We start from the raw sequence: 19,332 nt of genomic DNA, 5'->3' as shown, positions 1-19,332 counted from the left end.
CCTTAACAGTGCGCGCGAGTCAAGACAAGCACCAAGCTGCATGCCGCTTCACGCGGCGATGCCGGTGGTGAAGCTGTGCACGGCCTGTTGGAGGGCTGCGAGCTCGTCGTCAACGCTGCGGAACGAGGTTTCCACCATGTCCATTTCGGAGGCCATCGCCTCGGTTGTTTGACGGATGCGAGCAATGGCATGGGACATGGCGTCGGCCGAAAGCGCGGTTTCGTCGACCGAACCGCTGATCGTGGTGACGGTGGCGGCCTGGCTGTCCATCGCGGTGCGGATGCTATCGGCGGAGACGCGAACACCATCCACGGTGCGCCGGATGGCGCCGTTGGCGTTCACGGTGTTGCGCGTCGCTTCCTGAATAGCGGCGATCTTGGCCGCGATCTCGTCGGTGGCGCGGGCGGTCTGGCCCGCCAGCGATTTCACTTCGGAGGCGACGACGGCAAATCCGCGGCCGCTTTCGCCTGCGCGCGCCGCCTCGATCGTAGCGTTGAGCGCGAGGAGGTTGGTTTGCCCGGCGATGTCTCGGATCAGGCTGACGATGGATTCGATGGCCTGCCCGTGGCTTTCGAGCATGGAAACGGTGGTCGCGGCTGCGTCGGCCTGCGCCGTCGCCTCGTTGGCGATGCCGGTGGTGGCATCGACATCGCGGCGGGTTTCCTCGATGACGCGAATGAGACTTGCGGCGGTCTCGGCGGCTTGACGCATCGCGATGGCGGACTGCTCGGCGGCGGACGAAACCTCGGCGGCGCTGCCCAGCATTTCACGCGAGCGCCGCGCCGCGGCCTGCGAACGCTCGCGCAGCGCGCGGCTTTGCGCGCCGGCGCGCTCGACGACGGCGGCGATATCCTGACGGAAGCGATTGGCCTGCTCGCGCAGCAGCGTATCGATCCGTGTACGCTCGATGTCGTGAAGCGCCGCAGTCAGCACGCTCGCTTCATAAGAGGCGAGGCGCATCAGGGCTGTCGTAGCGCGCAGGAGCTGGGCGGGGTCGGGCGCAAGTGTGCTGGTCAGGTACCTCAGCACAGCCTCGTCGCTCGCCTGATAGCTTGCCAGCACGACATGGTAGGGAATGCCGTGTCGATCCATGGCGCGCGCGGCGGCGACCAGCCGCTCTCCGAATGCCGGACCAAAAGGGTCACACCATTTCTCGCGTGCATAAGCCACGCCTTCGGCGAACTTGCGGCCTTCGGTGTCCGCATGTGCATGGCCGGGGGCGAGCCGGGCAAAATGATCGAGATAGGTGCGAACGAAAGCTTCGATCTGAGGCTCCACATGCGGCCAGAACTCGGCGAGCGTTGCAACAAGTGTCCCATCGGGATCAACGGCCTGTCGCCGGTCCGCAACGTTGAGATGCGGTGTCGACGGTGCCGATACGATCACGCCGGCCCCGCCCGATTTCGCCCAGTCCTGTATAGCCCGTGTCACCCGTTGTGCCCCTGATTCACGTGATGGGCGGACGCTAGCGGAGATTTCTTAACGAGGCTTTGACCATGCAGCCGATGGGGTCGGCGAAACAGGCTGTTAACCATTATTCAACGGCTTTGCGGGCATGGTCCGCACCATTCGGCACAGCGGGGCGAATTGGGTTCGAAAATGAGCGACATGAGCGAAGACTTTCTCGATCTTTCCGAACCGGATTTCGAGGCACCGCCGATTTTCTCCGATCAGGACGAACGGCGGATGCACGTGCGCGCCTACAACTACTGGGCGTCGCTGCTGCGTGGTCGCGAGTTTCCGAGCGTTACCGATCTTGATCCTGCGAGCCTTGACGATTTCGGTCCGCACTCGATCCTGCTCGATTTCACGGAAGACCGCGAGAACCCGCGCCTTCGCTACATCGGCACGCTGCTGCGCGAGGAATGTGGGCTTTCGAGCGCCGATATCGCGCTCGACCATGTGCCGAGCCGCTCGCTCGTATCGCGGCTTACCGACCATTTTTTCGAGATCATCGCCAATCGCGCGCCGATCGGCTTCGAGGCCGAGTTCGTTTCGCAGCGCGGTAACAACACGCTGTATCGCGGCATTCTGATGCCGCTCTCGTCGGACGATGACAGCATCGATTTCATTTACGGCGTGATCAACTGGAAGGAACTGGCGGGGGCCGAGTTCGAGGCGCAGCTGGCGTTCGAGGCGCACGAAGCCGAGGGCGAAGAGCCGGTCGTCGCGTCGAAGGTTGAAGCCGGGGTTGTCGAACTGGAGCCGGGCGACCTTGCGGGACGCCTTGCGGTTGCGCGCGCCAATGCGGCTGCGGTGCATACAGCGGATCAGCGTTCGCGGGCGGCGCTCTATCGGGCGCTTGGCAATGCTTATGATTTCCACCTGGCATCCGAGGAGGATCCTGCAGGGTTCACGGCTCTGCTCGCGGAGGCTGGGCTGAAGGTTCAGGCGCGGGCGCCGTTGACGGCGGTGGCGAAGCTGGTGTTCGGTGCGGATTACGACAAGACCCGGCTTACCGAATTCGCCTCCGCGCTGGGCGCGGCGGTGCGGGCCGGGATTCCGGCAGGCGGATTTATTGCTTTTGTTGTCAGTGCCGAGGGCGGGCTCAAGGGGCTGGTGCAGCGGGAGCGGGCGGCGAAGGCGAAGTCGGCTGCGGTGACGAAAACAACCGAGACGGTGCGTACCCGGTTGCGCGCGACCGAGCCGCTTGCGCATATCGACATGCAGTCTGACGAAGAGTTCGTGCTGCTTGTGGCAAAAAAGAGCGAATCAGGCGGAATCGATGTGCTGGAAGCCGTTCCGCACACCCAAAATCTACTCGAAGTGGCCCTGAAACGTCTCGCCGCGCGCTAAACTTGCCTCGAAGGAGGCAAAATCGCATAAGGTCATTTCATTCTCTATCCGGAGTGTTGAGATGGCGACCGCCGCGGCGACCAATGAAGCGCCGAAACCTAAAGTTTCCCGTACCCTTCTGAAATCACTGGAAAAAGCTCTCTTCGACCACGCGCTTCCGGGCGAAACCGAAGATTTGGGCAAGGAGGCCGCGAGCGCCATCGTCGATTTCGCGGCGGGGCTGTTCGACGCCCGGACCCCGGGCACGCCAGTTATCGAGATCGCCTCGTCCGACGGCGAACCGGGCCGCCGCCGCACCTGGATCGGCATCCTGAACGACGACATGCCGTTCCTCGTCGACTCCGTTTCCGCAGCGCTGACCCGCAGCGGCATCACCATCCACCGGCTGCTGCACCCGATTCTGGCTGTCGAGCGCGACAAGGCCGGCAAGCTGAAAGCCCTCGCGCCCGCACGCGGCGAGGCCGACGGCGGGCTTCGCGAATCCTTCATCTACGTCGAGGCCGACCGCGTCGGCGCGCGCGGCCGCACGGCGCTTGCCGAAGATCTGACGCGCGTGCTCGCCGAGGTGCGCGTCGCGGTCGAGGACTGGCGTGAAATGCTCACACGGCTCGGCGATGCCCGCGCTGAACTCGGCCGGTCTTCGATCCCGGTGCCCGCCGACGACGTGATGGAGGCGAAAGCCTTCCTCGACTGGCTGGGACAGGACAATTTTACGCTGCTCGGCGCTTGCGACTATGAATTCGGCCGCGCGCTCACGGATGCGAAGGCCGAGCCGAAGGCGGGCGAAGGGCTTGGGCTGCTGCGCGACCCTGGGTTCCCGCTATGGCGCGGGGCCGAAGGCTTCGAAGTGCTGCCGCCGGCGCTACGCACCTACATGGCGACGCCCGATCCGCTGCTCGTGACCAAGGCGAACACGGTGTCCTCGGTACACCGGAGCGCGTTCTACGACGTCGTCAGCGTCAAGCGGTACAACGACAAGGGCAAGGTGATCGGCGAACGCCGCTTCGCGGGCCTGTTCACCTCTTCCGCGCTTGCGGCCTCGCCGAAATCAATTCCGATCGTGCGCCGCAAGCTGGAGCGCGTGGAGGCGGCGCTTGGCTTCGATCCGCGCAGCCACACCGGCAAGGCGCTCGCGCACATCATCGATACGTTCCCGCGCGAAGACCTGTTCCTCGTCGACGCCGAACGCCTGACCGGCATGGCGCTCGGGATGCTGTCGCTGCTCGAACGCCCGCGCCCGAAGCTGTTCTCGCGGCTCGATCCGTTCGGCCGCTTCGTGTCGGTGATCGTCTACGTGCCGCGCGACGCCTATCACAGCGGCATCCGCGAGCGTGTCGGCGCGATGCTGGAGGATGCCTTCCAGGCCCGGCTTTCGCGCTATGACGTGGAACTGCGCGCTGAAGGCCTGGCGCGCGTCCAATATTATCTCGGCACGACGCCGGGGCAGGTGCCCGATGTGGATGAGGCTGCGCTCGACGCGCGGCTGACCTCTCTCGTGCGCGGCTGGGAAGAGGCGCTGGAAACGGCGCTTTCCGAACGCGTGGGTGCGACCCGCGCAGCGCGCCTCGCGCTCAGCCACGGACGCAGCTTCACGGCATCGTACCGGGAGCAGTTCAGCGCTGACGAAGCCGCTGAGGACGTGATGCGCCTCACCACGCTCGAAACCGGCGACGACCGCGACGTGTTCATCTATCGCCGCCCCGGCGACGCGGAAAACCGGCTGCGCATCAAGATCTACAGGCTCGGCGAGATCATCCCGCTTTCGGAGGTGGTCCCGGCGCTCGAGAACTTCGGCTTCCGCGTGATCGAGGAATATCCCTTCGACCTCGCGGGCGGACGGCTTGGCTGGATCCATGATTTCATGGTGGAAAGCGGCCGCGGCGAAGCCATCGACATGGCGTTCGTGAAGGAGCGCGCAGAGCCTGCGCTGCGTTCAGTGCTGAAGAGCGAGCAGGAAAACGACGTGTTCAACGCGCTCGTCGTCGGCGCGGCGCTGCCGATCGGCAACGTTGTGTGGCTCCGCGCCTATTTCCGCTACATGCGGCAGACAGGCGTCTCTTACAGCCAGCAGACGGTGGTGGACGCGCTGCGCGCGCACGGCGCGATTACGGCGGCGCTCGTCGATCTGTTCCGCGCACGTTTCACGCCCGGCGTGAAGGCGCGTGAGGCGGCGATGAACGAAGCCCGAGCGCGCATCGACGGCGGCCTTGCCGATGTGTCCGCCATCGACGAGGACCGCATCATCAGCCTGTACCGCGACATCATCACGGCAACGCTCAGGACCAATGCGTTCGTGGACGGCGGCCCGGAAGCGCTGGCGTTCAAGCTCGATTCCCATGCGGTGCCGGGCCTGCCGCCGCCCGTTCCTTACCGTGAGATCTGGGTCTATTCCCCCCGCGTTGAAGGCATCCACCTGCGCGGCGGCCGCATCGCGCGCGGCGGCCTGCGCTGGTCCGACCGCCGCGACGATTTCCGCACCGAGGTGCTGGGCCTCGTAAAGGCGCAGATGGTGAAGAACGCGGTGATCGTTCCCACCGGCTCCAAGGGCGGATTCTATCCTAAGCAGCTGCCGCCCGCATCGAACCGCGAGGCGTGGCTTGCCGAAGGGCAGGAGGCGTACCGCATCTATATTCGTGCGTTGCTTTCGGTGACGGACAATATCGTGGAGGGCAAGGACGTGCCCCCTGCCGGCATCGTCTGCCACGACGCGCCCGATCCCTATCTCGTCGTCGCCGCCGACAAGGGAACGGCGACCTTTTCCGACATCGCCAATGCAATCAGCGTCGATCACGGCTTCTGGCTAGGGGATGCGTTCGCGAGCGGCGGCGCCAACGGCTATGACCACAAGGCGATGGGCATCACCGCCAAGGGCGCGTGGATTTCAGTACAGCGGCATTTCCGCGAACTGGGCACCGATGTACAGAAAGACCCGATCCGCGTGATCGGTGTCGGCGACATGTCCGGCGACGTGTTCGGCAATGGCATGTTGCTTTCAAAGACGCTGAAGGTGGTCGCGGCGTTCGACCACCGACACATCTTCCTCGATCCCGAACCCGATCCGGCGAAAAGCTGGAAGGAACGCGACCGGCTGTTCAAGCTGCCGCGCTCGTCGTGGGACGACTATGACAAGAAACTGATTTCAAAGGGCGGCGGGGTTTTCCCGCGCAGCCAGAAATCCATCGCGCTCTCCCCCGAGATGCAGGTGATGCTGGATGTGGACGCGAAGACGCTTTCGCCCGGCGAACTGATCCACGCGATCCTGAAGAGCCGTGCCGATCTCTGCTGGTTCGGCGGCATCGGCACATACGTGAAGGCGGCGACGGAATCGAATGCAGACGTCGGCGACCGCGCCAATGATCCGGTGCGGGTGAATGCCGAGGAGATGCGCGTGCGCGTGATCGGCGAGGGCGCGAACCTCGGCGTTACGCAGGAAGGCCGTATCGCGTTCGCGCGGGCCCACGGCCGCATCAACACCGACTTCATCGACAATTCGGCGGGTGTCGATTGTTCGGACAACGAGGTGAACATCAAGATCGCGCTGCAGCCTGCGCTCGCTTCGGGCAAGATGAGCATGGCCGCGCGCAACACGCTGCTGGAATCGATGACCGACGATGTTTCGCAGCTCGTGCTGCGCGACAACGTGATGCAGACGCAGGCGATTTCGGTCGCCGAGAGCGGCGGCAGCGGTGCGCTGCCTGCCTTTCAGCGCGTCATCCAGCTTCTTGAAGCGAGCGGGCGGCTGGACCGCGTGGTCGAGAACCTGCCGAGCGACGAGCAGCTGACACAGCGCGCGCTTGCCGGGGGCGGGCTCGAACGGCCGGAACTCGCCGTGCTGCTCGCCTATGCGAAGATGGCGCTGTACGACACGATCGTCGAAAGCCCGCTGCCCGACGATCCACTGCTCGTGCAGGATCTTGAAATGGCGTTCCCGCCTGCAGTCCTGAAGGCGTTCAAGGCGGGCGTGACCGGCCATCGGCTGCGCCGCGAGATCATCGCCACGAAGATTGCGAACCAGATCGTCAATCGCGGTGGCATTACCCTCGCGTTCGAGCTTTCGGAAGAGCAGGGCACCAGCCTTGCGCATGTCGCTTCGGCGTTCGTGATGGCGCGCGAGCTGTTCGACCTCCGAGATCTGTGGCGAACGATCGATGCGGCGGCTGTGGATGCGCGCACGCACATCGTGCTGCACGCGAAATCGATCCGCGGTCTTCGCGCCCAGATGGCCGATGCGCTGCGCGCTTCCGCACCGGGGGATCAGCCCTCCGCCTGCATCGCGGCGTGGAAATCGGGTATCCAGCGGCTTGCGAAGCAGCTCGACAAGCTGCTGCGGCCAGAACCGCGCGCGCAGGTTGAGCGGTTGCGGCAGGAGCTGCTGCGCGACGGCGCGCCGCCGGACATCACCGAGCGTCTCGTCGAACTCGAAGGTCTGGATGGATCTATCGGCAATGCCCGGCTCGCATCAGAGCTCGGCGTCACCGAACGCGCCATTGCCGAAGCCTATACGCGCGTCGGCGAGATGCTCGGCCTCGATTGGGCGAAGGGCGTCACCGCGCAGCTTTCGCCGTCCGACCCGTGGGAGCGTCTGCTCGTCGCAGGCCTGCTGCGCGATTTCGAGCAGCTGCGCATCGATCTCATCAAGCGCCAGACCAAGAAGGGCGGCGACCCCGTGAAGGCGATCGAGGCGTGGAGCGCGGCCAATCCGCTGGTGATCCAGCGCATGGCGGATGCGACGGCGCGGGCGCGCAAGTCCGGTGTCGTCACCACTGCGATGCTCGCGCATCTGGGCAGCCAGGCACGTGCGCTCCTGATGAGCTGAGCCAAAAGTTCAGGCACTGTTCACGCCGCGCGGGGTTGGGTAAGGGGAAGGACGTCGCTCAACAGCGGGCGACGGCGGAAAGGAACGTGATGATTCGTCTGGCACTGGTTGCAGCGATTGGAATGGCGAGCGCCGTGTCCGGTACGGCGCTGGCGCAGGCCGCCCAGCCGAACAGCAAGCCGCCTGTCACCGACAGCGGTGTTCTGAAGCGCGTACCTCTCGACCAGTGGATGCCGGAAAGCTGCCCGAACCCCGAACGCCGTGGTGAGATCGTGGTCTGCGGCCGGCCCGATGAGGAACCGACGGTGGAAACGCCGCCAGAGCCGGGCGAGCCGGGCACCGACGTGCCGAGCGAGCGGCTGAAGCTCACCGAGCCGGGCAATGTGGCGCCGAGCAGCGCATGCAGCGCGGTCGGCCCTGCCGGCGATGTCGGATGCAGCCGGAACGAATACGATCAGTGGCGTCGTGAGCGCGAGCTGCAGAAGGCGCGCGATAAGGTTCCGAAGCCGAAGTAAGGCAGCCTCTAAAAATCCAGCTTGTCGTAGTGTGCGGGCGGTGCGAGGCCGTCCATGCGCTCTGAAAGCAGCGCGCGGAATGTCGGGCGGGATTTGATCGCCGAGTACCACTGCTTCGCGGTTGCGTGGCCGTGCCAATCGAGCGCTGAGAGATAATCGATCACCGAAAGATGTGCCGCGGCTGCGATATCGGCGAGGCCGAAGGTTGTGCCGGAAAGCCAGCGGCGGTGATCGAGCAAGTATTCGATGTAGCCAAGGTGGTGTTCGAGATTTCGGCCTGCGGTGCGGAGTGCGCCGCCGTCGGGCGCGGCGCGCTGAACTATACGCTTGAACATGCGCTCGGCGAGCAGGATGTGGCCGACTTCCGCATAGAATTTCTGATCGAACCACACGCACAGGCGGCGTACTTCGGCGCGGTCGGCGGCGCTTGCGCCGAGCAGGGGCATCCGCTCGATGGTTTCTTCGAAATATTCGCAGATCGCCGTGCTGTCGATGAGCGCGGCACCGCGATCGCCGACGAGAACCGGGGTCTGCCCGGCCGGATTCAGATCGACGAATTCATCGCGCCGCGCCCACGGCAGTTCGGGGACGAGTTCGACTTCGACGCCCTTCTCGGCAAGCGCAAGGCGGACCTTCCGGGAGAACGGGCAGAGCGGATATTGGTAGAGGCGCCACATGGTTAAACCCGGTGTAGGCAGAACCCTGCGACGCTGCAACCTTACTCCGCGGCGACCACGCTTTCGGCATCCTCCAGCGGGTGCTTGAGGCGGCTCACCATCTCTTTCGGACAGACCTGCACGAAGCGGGGGAGCGTACTTTCCCAGTCCTCGAGGATCGACAGCGCCCATGCGGAATCGGTCTCGCGGTGGTGGGCCTCGATCGCGGCGCGGAGTATGCCTTCCCAATAGGCCGCGCGCACCGGCTGCCACGTCACGCTGTCCGGATTGACGCGCGTGTCGAAGTCTCCCGCCGTGTCGTAGACGAACGCCATGCCGCCGGTCATCCCTGCGCCGAAATTGTCGCCTACGGGACCAAGGATCACCGCCATGCCGCCGGTCATGTATTCGCAGCCGTTGGCGCCGCAGCCCTCGACGACGACCTCCGCGCCCGAATTTCGGACGGCGAAGCGCTCGCCCGCCTGACCGGCCGCGTAAAGGCGTCCTGAGGTGGCGCCGTAGAGCACGGTGTTGCCGATGATCGTGTTCTCGTTCGACTTGAGCGGCGAGGAGACGAGCGGGCGGACGACGATCGTGGCACCCGAAAGCCCCTTGCCGACATAGTCGTTCGCGTCGCCGAACACTTCGAGCTTCAGGCCCTGCACCGCGAACGCGCCGAGCGACTGGCCCGCCGCGCCGCGCAGGCGGACGTGGACGTGGCCGGGCGCGAGGCCGTTCATGCCGTATTTCCGCGTGATCGCCGAGGAGAAGCGCGTGCCGACGGCACGGTGCGTGTTTCGCACGCTGTAGGTCAGCTGCATCTTCTCGCCGCGATCGAACACGGCCTTCGCATCGACGAGCATCTGCGCGTCGAGGCTGTCGGGCACCTCGTTGCGGCGCGTCTTCAGGTTGAAGCGGCGCTCGCTGTCGGGCGCATCCACCTTGGCGAGAATGGGGTTGAGATCGAGGTCGTCGAGATGCTCGGCGCCGCGGCTGACCTGGCGGAGCAGCTCGGTGCGGCCGACGACCTCGTCGAGGCTGCGGAAGCCGAGGCCGGCGAGGATGTCGCGGACCTCCTCGGCGATGAAGCTCATCAGGTTGATGACCTTCTCGGGGCTTCCGGCGAATTTCTGCCGCAGCTTGTCATCCTGCGTGCAGACGCCGACGGGGCAGGTGTTCGAATGGCACTGGCGCACCATGATGCAGCCCATCGCGACGAGGCTCAAAGTGCCGATGCCGAACTCCTCGGCGCCGAGGATGGCGGCGATGACGACGTCGCGGCCGGTCTTGAGGCCGCCGTCGGTGCGGAGCTTCACGCGGCCTCGCAAGCTGTTGAGCGTCAGCACCTGATTGACCTCTGTAAGGCCCATTTCCCACGGCGTGCCCGCGTATTTGATCGAGGTCTGCGGAGACGCGCCGGTGCCCCCGACGTTGCCCGAGACGAGGATCACGTCCGCGTGTGCCTTCGCGACGCCCGCCGCGATCGTGCCGATGCCCGCTTCGGAGACGAGCTTCACGCAGACGCGCGCATCGGGGTTGATCTGCTTCAGGTCGTAGATGAGCTGCGCGAGATCCTCGATCGAGTAGATGTCGTGGTGCGGCGGGGGGGAGATGAGCATGACGCCGGGCGTCGAGTGCCGGAGGCGCGCGATCATCTCTGTGACCTTGAAGCCGGGGAGCTGCCCGCCCTCGCCGGGCTTGGCACCCTGCGCGACCTTGATCTCGATCTCTTCGCAGGCGTTCAGATATTCGGCGGTGACACCGAAACGGCCGGACGCAATCTGCTTGATGACCGAGTTCGCATTGTCGCCGTTGGGATAGGGTTTGTAGCGCGAGCGATCCTCGCCGCCTTCGCCCGAAACCGCCTTGGCGCCGATGCGGTTCATCGCGATCGACAGCGTCTCGTGCGCCTCCGGCGAGAGCGCACCCAAGGACATGCCGGGCGTGACGAAGCGCTTCCGGATCTCGGCGATCGACTGCACCTCTTCCACCGGCACCGGCGGATTGACGTGATTGAATTCCAGCAGATCGCGCAGATAGATCGGCGGCAGATCGCGCACGCCGCGGCTGAACTGCAGATAGGTGGAATAGGAGTCGCTGGCGACCGCCTGCTGCAGCAGGTGGATGAGGTTCGCCTGATAGGCGTGCGGCTCGCCGTTCGCGCGGTAGCGATAGAGACCGCCGACGGGAAGCGCGGTCACCTCTTCGTCGTATGCAAGCGCGTGCCGATCGCCCGCGCTCACATGCAGCGACGAGAAACCCTCGCCCGAGATCTTCGCGGGCATACCGGGGAAGAAATCGGCGACGAGCGCGCGCGACAGGCCGACGGCTTCGAAATTATAGCCGCCGCGATAGGACGAGATGACGCTGATGCCCATCTTGCCCATGATCTTCAGAAGACCATCCTCGATCGCCTTGCGGAACCGGTTCACGCACGTGGTGAGGTCCAGATCGCCGAACAGGCCCTTGGCATGGCGCGCCGCGATCGATTCCTGCGCGAGCCACGCGTTCACCGTGGTGGCGCCGACGCCGATGAGCACCGCGAAATAATGCGTGTCCATGCACTCGGCGGAGCGCACGTTGATGCTGGCGAACGAACGCAGGCCCTTGCGGACGAGATGCGTGTGCACGCCCGCCGCCGCGAGGATCATGGTGATCCCGGTGCGGGTCTTCGAAACATTCTCGTCGGTCAGGAAAAGCTGGCTCTTGCCGGACCGCACGAGATGTTCGGCCTCTGCGCGTACGCGCGCAATCGCTTCGCGGAGCGCGGTGGCGCCGCCCGTTACGTCGTACGTGCAATCGATGATCGCCGCTTGGTCGCCGAAGTGCGCGAGGAGTCGCGCCCAATCCCGGTTCGAAAGCACGGGCGATTCCATCACCATCACGCCCTGCTGCTTTGCATCCTTGTCGAGGATGTTCGCATAGTTCGAGAAGCGCGTCTTCAGGCTCATCACGCGCGTCTCGCGAAGCGAGTCGATCGGCGGGTTCGTGACCTGACTGAAATTCTGCCGGAAGAAATGCGACAGGCAGCGCGGGTTTTCGGAAATGACGGCGAGCGGAGTGTCGTCGCCCATCGAGCCGATGGCTTCCTTCGCATCCTCCACCATGGGGGCGAGGATGAGCTCCATGTCTTCCATGGTGAGGCCTGCCGCGACCTGGCGGCGACGAAGCTCGTCGGCATCGAGCGTCTGCCCCGGCTCCGGCGCGTCCGCGCCCGGCACATCGGCGAAGTCGCGGAAGCCCTTCACCAGCGCAGCGTAATCCGCCTCGCCCGCGATGCGGTCCTTGATCCCCTTGTCGTCGTAGTAGCGCGCCTCATCGAGATCGACGGCGATCATCTGGCCCGGCCCGAGCCGGCCCTTCTCGACCACGGTCGCCTCGGGCACCACGACCATGCCGGTCTCCGATCCGACGATCAGCAGATTGTCGCTGGTGCGCGTGAAACGCATCGGACGCAGCGCGTTGCGATCGACGGCGGCGGCGACCCAGCGCCCATCCGTCATGGCGAGCGCGGCGGGGCCGTCCCACGGCTCCATCACGCTTGCGAAGAAGGCGTACATGTCGCGGTGCGCCTGCGCGAGCGTGGTATCCTTGTTCCAGGCCTCCGGCACCAGCATCAACTTCGCTGTCGGCGCGTCGCGACCCGAACGCACCATCACCTCGAACGTCGCGTCGAGCGCGGCAGTGTCTGATGCGCCTGCCGGGATCACCGGTTTGATGTCGCCCGACAGATCGCCGAACGCCTGCGCGGCCATCTTGATCTCGTGGCTCTTCATCAGGTTCTTGTTGCCGCGAACCGTGTTGATCTCACCGTTGTGCGCAAGGCAGCGGAACGGCTGCGCGAGCCACCAGGTGGGGAACGTGTTCGTCGAATAGCGCTGGTGATAGATCGCGAAGCGGCTGACGAACTTTTCGTCCTGCAGATCGGGATAGAAGACGGAGAGCGCTTCCGCGAGGAACAGCCCCTTGTAGATGATCGAGCGCGATGACAGCGAGCAGATGTAGAAATCGCGGATCTGCGCTTCGATGATCTTCTTTTCGATGCGGCGGCGGATCAGATACAGATCCTTTTCGAACGCATCCTGATTTTCATAATGCTCGCCGGGCTGCGGACCCTTGATCATGATCTGCTCGATCTCGGGACGCGTCAGTTTCGCCTTGTCGCCGATCACCGACGTGTCGACGGGCACCTGCCGCCAGCCATAGATCTCGTAACCGAAATCGATGATTTCGGATTCCACGATGCTGCGGCAGGTTTCCTGCTCGGCAAGGTTGGTGCGCGGCAGGAACACCTGCCCCACGGCGAGCAGGCGATCGATCCGGTGCCTGTGGCCCGCATGCTCGATGTGCTTCGAGAAGAAGGCGATGGGCAGCTCGACATGGATGCCCGCGCCGTCACCGGTCTTGCCGTCCGCATCCACAGCGCCGCGATGCCAGACCGCCTTCAGCGCATCAATGCCAAGCGCCACGACGCGCCGCGACGGCTTGCCATCGGTCGCCGCGATGAGCCCGACGCCGCAGGCATCGGATTCCATATCCGGGCGATACATACCCTCGCGGGCGATGCGTTCACGTTCGGCGGAGTTGGTCATTTCATTTCATCCAGCATTTCGCGCTGCGCGCGGGCAAATCCGTTCGAGACTGCTGCCATTCCAGCAGTCATTCCGGCGCGTTCGCCGATGGCTTTCATGCTCGCTTGAGTCTGTTTCTCGGCGGCGACGAATTTCTGTCCCGCCGGGCTTTTCAGGAAGGTGATTGCGGCGTCGAGTTCGCCGGGCGACAGCGCGTTCCGATAGGCGGATGTGAAATCGGCGATCATCGCGGGATAGGTCTTGCGCAGTTCGGCGAGGAATTCCTCGGACAATATCTTCTGCAGTCGATCCCGTCCGCCGCGCCCGTTTTCGATGAGATTGCGAACGGTGCCGCTGGTGCCCTGGTCGGTCTCGAGCTGCGCGACGACCTGCGTGCCGAACATCGGCGCGAGCGTACTGAAAACCTCGTCGAGTTTGGCCTCCACACCCATCAGCGTGACGAGCTGTGCCGCGCGGTCGGGCTCTGCCGCGTGGGCAGGGGGCGCGGCGAGCATCAACGCCGTCGCGAGTGCGAAGAGGCGCGTCTTCATGCGGCGGCTTTCTTGGCGGATGCGCCCGCGCGCGCGGCGAGATACGTGTGCATCGTCTTCGCGACGTCGCGACCGTCGCGGATCGCCCAGACGACGAGGCTGGCGCCGCGCACGATGTCTCCGGCGGCGAACACGCCGTCCACGCTCGTCATCATCGTCTTGTGGTCGGTGCGCAGCGTGCCCCAGCGCGTGACGGTGAGATCAGGCGCGCCGAACATCTGGGGAAGGTCTTCGGGATCGAAGCCGAGCGCCTTGATGACGAGATCGGCCTCGACACGGAAATCGCCGCCTTCGATCACTTCTGGGGCGCGGCGGCCCGAGCCATCCGGCGCGCCGAGGCGCATCTGCTGCGCACGCACGCCCGCGACCGCGCCGCCCTTGTCGTCGAACGCCTGCGGCGCCGAGAGCCAGACGAACTCGACGCCTTCTTCTTCAGCGTTCGCGACCTCGCGCTGCGAGCCCGGCATGTTGGCGCGGTCCCGCCGGTAGAGGCACTTCACCGAAGCCGCGCCCTGGCGGACGGCGGTGCGTACGCAGTCCATCGCCGTGTCGCCGCCGCCGATGACGACGACGTGCTTGCCTTCCGCGTTCAGCGCGCCGCTTTCGAAGGCGGGCACGCTGTCGCCGAAGCTCTTGCGGTTCGACGCGATCAGATAATCGAGCGCGGGGATGACGCCGCCCGCGCCGACGCCGGGCGCCTTGATGTCGCGCGCCTTGTAGACGCCGGTGGCGACGAGCAGCGCATCGTGCTTCGCGCGGAGCGCGGCGAGCGTCATGTCGCGGCCGACCTCGAAATTGTAGTGGAAGACGATGCCGCCTTCTTCGAGCCGCGCGAGGCGGCGCATCACGACTTCCTTTTCCAGCTTGAAGCCGGGGATGCCGTAGGTGAGGAGCCCGCCGCCGCGATCGTGGCGATCGTAGACGTGCACCGTGTAGCCGCGGCGGCGCAGATATTCGGCGGCAGTGACGCCCGCAGGCCCTGCGCCGATGATGCCGACGGATTGGCCCGAACGGTCGCTGAGCGGACGCAGCGGGCGGACCCAGCCTTCCTTCCACGCGGTGTCCGTGATGAACTTTTCAACCGAGCCGATGGTGACGGCGCCGTGGCCCGACTGCTCGATCACGCAATTGCCCTCGCACAGGCGATCCTGCGGGCAGATGCGGCCGCACACTTCGGGCATGGTCGAGGTGGCTTCGGAAAGCTCGTACGCTTCCTGAAGCCGGCCTTCCGCGGTGAGGCGAAGCCAGTCCGGGATGTTGTTGTGGAGCGGGCAGTGGACCTGACAGAAGGGCACGCCGCACTGAGAGCAGCGCGAAGCCTGCTCCTCGGCCTTGGCAAGGATGTAGGTGCGGTTGATTTCGAGGAAGTCGTCGTCGCGCTCGGCTGCGGAGCGCTTTTCCGGGAACGCCTGCGCGAGCCCGACGAACTTCAGCATATCCTTTTCGGCCACCCGATTTCCCCTTGCGGTTCCGGCGCGGCTTTTACGGTCGCAAACGGCGCTTGTCACGCAATTTTCGACATATGGGTAAGTAGTATTGACATAAATAAAGGTGAAAATGTCCTCAGTGTGCTGTATAGGCGGATTTTGGTGGTTTTAAAATGACCGTATCGGCCCTAACTCATGTGGGGACGGCGCGAATCGGCTGTGCTATCCACCCCGCGACCTTGTCGCCGGAGAGCCCATGTCGTTTCTGCAACTGCTCATCATCGCCATCGTTCAGGGCGTTACCGAATTCCTGCCCATCTCGTCGTCCGGGCATTTGATTCTCATCCCCAAGCTCACCGATTTCCCGGACCAGGGGCCGATGATCGACGTTGCGGTGCATGTCGGTACGCTCGCCGCGATCATCGTTTACTTCTGGCGCGATGCGCTGGGGCTGGTGCGCGGCGGACTCTCCAACGTCGGCATCGGGCAGGCACCGGCGGAGCGGAAACTCTTCTGGTGGATCGTGATCGGCACGATCCCGGCGGTGGCGGTCGGCTTCTTTCTGAAGAGCGGCGGCTATCTTGAAGGCTTTCGTTCCACGCACCTCGTGGCGATCAATCTCATCGTCTACGGCCTGCTGTTGTGGGCGGCGGACCGCTGGGGCAAGCAGGTGAAGGCCTATGAAGACCTGACGCTGAAGGACGCGGTGCTGGTCGGCCTCGCGCAGGCGCTCGCGCTCATTCCGGGCACCAGCCGCTCCGGTGTCACCATGACGATGGCGCGCCTCCTCGGCTATGCGCGGCCCGAAGCGGCGCGGTTCTCGTTCCTGCTTTCGATGCCCGCGATCGCCGGGGCGGGGCTGCTCGCCGCGCTCGACCTCGCCGATGCATCGGCCGGGATGCAGCGCGATGCCTTGATTGCGGGCGTGCTCACCTTCTTCGCGGCGGTGGCGACTATGGCGTTCCTGATGCGCTTCCTGCGCCGCGGATCGATGCTGGTGTTCGTCGTTTACCGCGTGGCGCTGGGCGTCGTGCTGCTCGCGTTCTTCTAGGACTCAGGCGACGCTGAAACGCCCGTGCGGGCGAAACCGCACGAGCCAGCCGGGGGCAACCGCCGCCATCGGCGTCGCGTCCACGCCGAGCGCGGAGAGGCCGGGGGCGCCTTCAGGCACCACGTTGTCGCTCTGCAGCATCGTCCACTGGTCGCTGGTGAGCGGCGCGCCGGGCAGCCAGCCGGTAAGGCGCGCGAGCAGGCCCGCGGCGGCATCCGGCACGTCCACGAACGTCGGGTTGCGACCGGTGGTTTCGGCAAGCCATTCGAGAAGCGCGCGCATCGTCAGCACGTCCGGCCCGCCGAGCGAAACCGTCTTGCCCGCATGCAGGGCGGGCTCACACACAGCCGCCGCGATGGCGCGCGCCACATCGACGACATAGACCGGCTGGAACTTCGTCTTCGGCGCCACAACCGGCACCACGGGCAGGCCGAGCATTCCGGCAAAGCGGTTCAGGAAGGCGTCCTCAGGGCCGAAGATCACCGACGGACGCAGGATTGTCGCCTTCGGGAAGGCATCGCGCACGGCGGCCTCTCCAAGCGCTTTGCTGCGGCCGTAACCGGACTCGCTCTCCGCATCCGCGCCAAGCGCAGAGACATGCACCAGCGCGGTAACGCCCGCGTCCGCCGCTGCCTTCGCAATCGCGCCGGCGCCTTTCACGTGCACCGCTTCGAAGCCGCCGTGCGAATCGGAAAGCGTGCCGATGAGATTGACGACCGCATCCGCGCCCTCAACCGCGCGGGCAAGCGAGGCTGCGTTCCCAAGGTCCGTGCGGACGAAATCGAGCTGGCCGAGCGCCGCAAGCGGACGCACGTGCAAGGCAAGGTGCGGATCGCGCGTCGCCACCCGCAGCCGCGCGCCCGTCTTCGCCAGCGCCTGCACCACATAGCGCCCCACGAAGCCCGAACCGCCGAAGATCGTAATCAGCTTCGCCACACCCATTATCCTTCCGGCCACTCAATCGTTCCCGCGCCGCATATTCCATACGGAGGCCCATTGACAAGCACGGGGACGGACCGTAACCCGCATCGCCTCGCGAAGGCGAGAGTATCCGACCCTGTGCCCAGGTGGCGGAATTGGTAGACGCGCTAGCTTCAGGTGCTAGTGCCGGTAACGGCGTGAAGGTTCGAGTCCTTTCCTGGGCACCAAAATCCGTCGATGGACGTTCATTTTCGTCCGCCAAGCGACTGGATTTTATCAACTATTTTTGCTATATTGTCCGCAGGCAATCTGGCAAATTCACCCGATACGACGACGATACCATGGCATTATTCGTGGTATCGAGTTGCCCTCCGGAAGGAGGTGCCATGCGACTCTCAGTGCTGGCGATCCGCACGTGAAAACCCGCGAGAGAGCGTACAGGCTTGGCGACGGGTACGGTCTCTATCTGCTCGTAAAGCCGAGCGGTACGCGGCTCTAGTCGACGGACTACACGCACAGGGGGCGGCAGAAGGCGCTCTCGTTCGGCGAATGGCCTTTGCTCGGCCTCGCCGAGGCGCGGGAGAAGCGAGACGAAGCGTGTCGCTGCCTTGCGGCCGGGCTGGACCCGTCCGAGGAGCGCAAGCTTGAACAGATGCGTGCCGAGGTTGTGGCCAGCAACACGTTCCGGGCCATTGCTGAAGAATGGTACGTCAAGAACGAGCGCGAGGGGCTATTCGCCGTCACGCTCGCGAAGCTCTGCGTCACAGATCTACTAATTGTAGAGGAAGAGGAGCATGCCGAGCAGCACGAGCACGATGAACCCCGTGCCGTACTTCATCATCGCAAGAAAACCCGTGTAGGTTTTCGCGTGATCCTTCATCGCCTTGTCGGTGTACGTGCTGTTCTGCGCCATCTCAAACGTCCCCCAATCCGGACCCAATTCCGCTCGTTCATACCAACACACAGCCAAGTGTGAAGCGAAACGTATCCTAAAGTGCAATTTTATATTTGGCTTTTCGGAATGGTCACAAGCAGGCCGTTCAGCGCCCCGGTGATTTTGATTTGGCACGACAGACGGCTGCTCTCACGCACGTCGATGGCGAATTCGAGGGTGGGGACCGAATGGAAGGGTTAAGTCCCTGAATGTATTCAGCCGATTTAGTTGTCACTCACCAAAATACCACGTTTCGTACCACGTCTATATTTTCCTATTAATCAAATACTTATTTGTTTCGATCGTGCGCGCGAGGATATCAGTATTAACACCGTTTATCAAGGTTTTGGAAACCGAACCCACGTGCTCGTTCCAGTGCTAGGCGGCGTGGACGAATTGGTTGACGCGGTCCGTCGGTATTGGTTCATGGCTGCCATTTGGAGGCGGGTTTGAGCCGGGGCGCTCTAAGCGAAGCTGAATGGCATGTTCTGAAGGATTTGCTGCCGATTGATGCGGCCAACCGGGGACGCGGACAGCAGCCATTACAGCATCGATAGCACCACGGTTCGCGCCCATGTCTCGGTAGCGGGCGGAAAAGGGGGACTCATCGACGCGCTCTTGGCCGCTCGCGGGGCGGGTTCACCAGTAAGCTTCACTGGCTGGCTGACGCCCGAGGACGACCGCTCGCGTTCCACCTAACGGTCGGCGAAGCGGCGGACTGCAAGGCTTATGGCGCGCTAATCGCCCTGCCGGAGCAGTCGCCGAAGGCACTTCTCGCCGCCAAGGGCTACGATGCCGAGGCCATCTGCGCTGATTCGCTGAGCCGCAACATCCAGGCTGTAATCCCGGGCCGATCAAACCGCCGGGGAAAGATCGAACATGACCTGGCGCTCTACAAACAGCACAAACGCATCGAGCGCATGTTCGGACGCCTGAAAATCAACCGCGCTATCGCAACTCGGTACGATCAGCTCGCCGAAAGCTTGATGAGCATGGTCCATATTGCCACCGCCAGGTACTGGCTCAAATTCGTCCACGCCGCCTAAATGGAGCATCGCCAATGAGGGCGTGCAAGGTTCGCGGTAAGGCGCATT

The 19,332-nt window shown here is 64.5% G+C and carries 12 protein-coding genes, 1 tRNA gene and 1 pseudogene; 7 read left to right on the top strand and 7 right to left on the bottom strand.

Annotation, left to right across the window (positions count from 1 at the left end):
- Window positions 1–48: 48 nt before the first annotated feature.
- The gene (locus tag DFR51_RS09585; RefSeq protein ID WP_126494451.1) at window positions 49–1,431 is read right to left on the bottom strand and encodes a methyl-accepting chemotaxis protein; all 1,383 of its coding nucleotides are present in this window, start codon (window positions 1,429–1,431) and stop codon (window positions 49–51) included.
- 177 nt (window positions 1,432–1,608) lie between these two features.
- On the opposite strand from DFR51_RS09585, the gene DFR51_RS09580 reads away from it, so the two are divergent.
- The 3 genes from DFR51_RS09580 (at window position 1,609) to DFR51_RS09570 (ending at window position 8,127) form a co-directional block, all read left to right on the top strand.
- Complete coding sequence (locus DFR51_RS09580) at window positions 1,609–2,796, top strand: PAS domain-containing protein (protein WP_243446558.1); 1,188 nt, start codon at window positions 1,609–1,611, stop codon at window positions 2,794–2,796.
- 61 nt (window positions 2,797–2,857) lie between these two features.
- Complete coding sequence (locus DFR51_RS09575; protein WP_121050346.1) at window positions 2,858–7,612, top strand: NAD-glutamate dehydrogenase; 4,755 nt, start codon at window positions 2,858–2,860, stop codon at window positions 7,610–7,612.
- An 86-nt stretch (window positions 7,613–7,698) separates the two neighbouring features.
- Window positions 7,699–8,127, top strand: a complete 429-nt coding sequence (locus tag DFR51_RS09570; protein WP_126494449.1) for a hypothetical protein — start codon at window positions 7,699–7,701, stop codon at window positions 8,125–8,127.
- Between the two features lie 8 nt (window positions 8,128–8,135).
- Here the strand turns inward: DFR51_RS09570 and DFR51_RS09565 are convergent, their stop codons facing one another.
- From DFR51_RS09565 to DFR51_RS09550, 4 genes are read right to left on the bottom strand one after another with little or no spacing between them, the layout of a single operon-like run.
- A complete protein-coding gene (locus DFR51_RS09565; protein ID WP_121050342.1) occupies window positions 8,136–8,804 on the bottom strand; it encodes a glutathione S-transferase family protein in 669 nt (222 codons plus the stop codon).
- A 41-nt stretch (window positions 8,805–8,845) separates the two neighbouring features.
- Window positions 8,846–13,375, bottom strand: a complete 4,530-nt coding sequence (gene gltB, locus DFR51_RS09560) for a glutamate synthase large subunit (protein ID WP_121050340.1) — start codon at window positions 13,373–13,375, stop codon at window positions 8,846–8,848.
- The gene (locus DFR51_RS09555) at window positions 13,372–13,905 is read right to left on the bottom strand and encodes a DUF2059 domain-containing protein (RefSeq protein WP_121050338.1); all 534 of its coding nucleotides are present in this window, start codon (window positions 13,903–13,905) and stop codon (window positions 13,372–13,374) included. The genes gltB and DFR51_RS09555 overlap by 4 nt, the downstream gene beginning before the upstream one ends.
- On the bottom strand, window positions 13,902–15,356 hold the full coding sequence (locus DFR51_RS09550) for an NAD(P)-dependent oxidoreductase (RefSeq protein WP_121050335.1): 1,455 nt from the start codon (window positions 15,354–15,356) through the stop codon (window positions 13,902–13,904). The genes DFR51_RS09555 and DFR51_RS09550 overlap by 4 nt, the downstream gene beginning before the upstream one ends.
- Window positions 15,357–15,588: 232 nt before the next feature.
- Here DFR51_RS09550 and DFR51_RS09545 point away from each other — a divergent pair, with 232 nt between their 5' ends.
- Window positions 15,589–16,383: an undecaprenyl-diphosphate phosphatase gene (locus DFR51_RS09545; protein ID WP_121050332.1), complete on the top strand. Its 795-nt coding sequence runs from the start codon at window positions 15,589–15,591 to the stop codon at window positions 16,381–16,383.
- 3 nt (window positions 16,384–16,386) lie between these two features.
- Here the strand turns inward: DFR51_RS09545 and DFR51_RS09540 are convergent, their stop codons facing one another.
- Entirely contained in the window at window positions 16,387–17,319 is a 933-nt protein-coding gene (locus DFR51_RS09540; RefSeq protein ID WP_420853135.1) for a complex I NDUFA9 subunit family protein, read from the bottom strand.
- Window positions 17,320–17,444: 125 nt separating this feature from the next.
- On the opposite strand from DFR51_RS09540, the gene DFR51_RS09535 reads away from it, so the two are divergent.
- Window positions 17,445–17,531 (top strand) — tRNA-Leu (locus tag DFR51_RS09535).
- 545 nt (window positions 17,532–18,076) lie between these two features.
- Here DFR51_RS09535 and DFR51_RS09525 read toward each other — a convergent pair.
- Window positions 18,077–18,217 carry an aa3-type cytochrome c oxidase subunit IV gene (locus DFR51_RS09525; protein WP_121050326.1) on the bottom strand — a complete coding sequence of 47 codons (141 nt, stop codon included), beginning with the start codon at window positions 18,215–18,217 and terminating at the stop codon, window positions 18,077–18,079.
- Between the two features lie 531 nt (window positions 18,218–18,748).
- On the opposite strand from DFR51_RS09525, the gene DFR51_RS19340 reads away from it, so the two are divergent.
- A complete protein-coding gene (locus tag DFR51_RS19340; RefSeq protein ID WP_243446557.1) occupies window positions 18,749–18,937 on the top strand; it encodes a hypothetical protein in 189 nt (62 codons plus the stop codon).
- Window positions 18,880–19,284, top strand: a pseudogene (locus DFR51_RS19605) (transposase); the annotation flags it as partial. The gene DFR51_RS19340 and the pseudogene DFR51_RS19605, both read left to right, overlap by 58 nt.
- Window positions 19,285–19,332 lie beyond the last annotated feature (48 nt).

The sequence above is a fragment of the Sphingosinicella microcystinivorans genome, from assembly GCF_003634215.1.
In the GTDB taxonomy this organism is placed as follows: Bacteria; Pseudomonadota; Alphaproteobacteria; order Sphingomonadales; family Sphingomonadaceae; genus Sphingosinicella; species Sphingosinicella microcystinivorans.
This window is presented reverse-complemented; position numbering and strand designations above follow the sequence as displayed.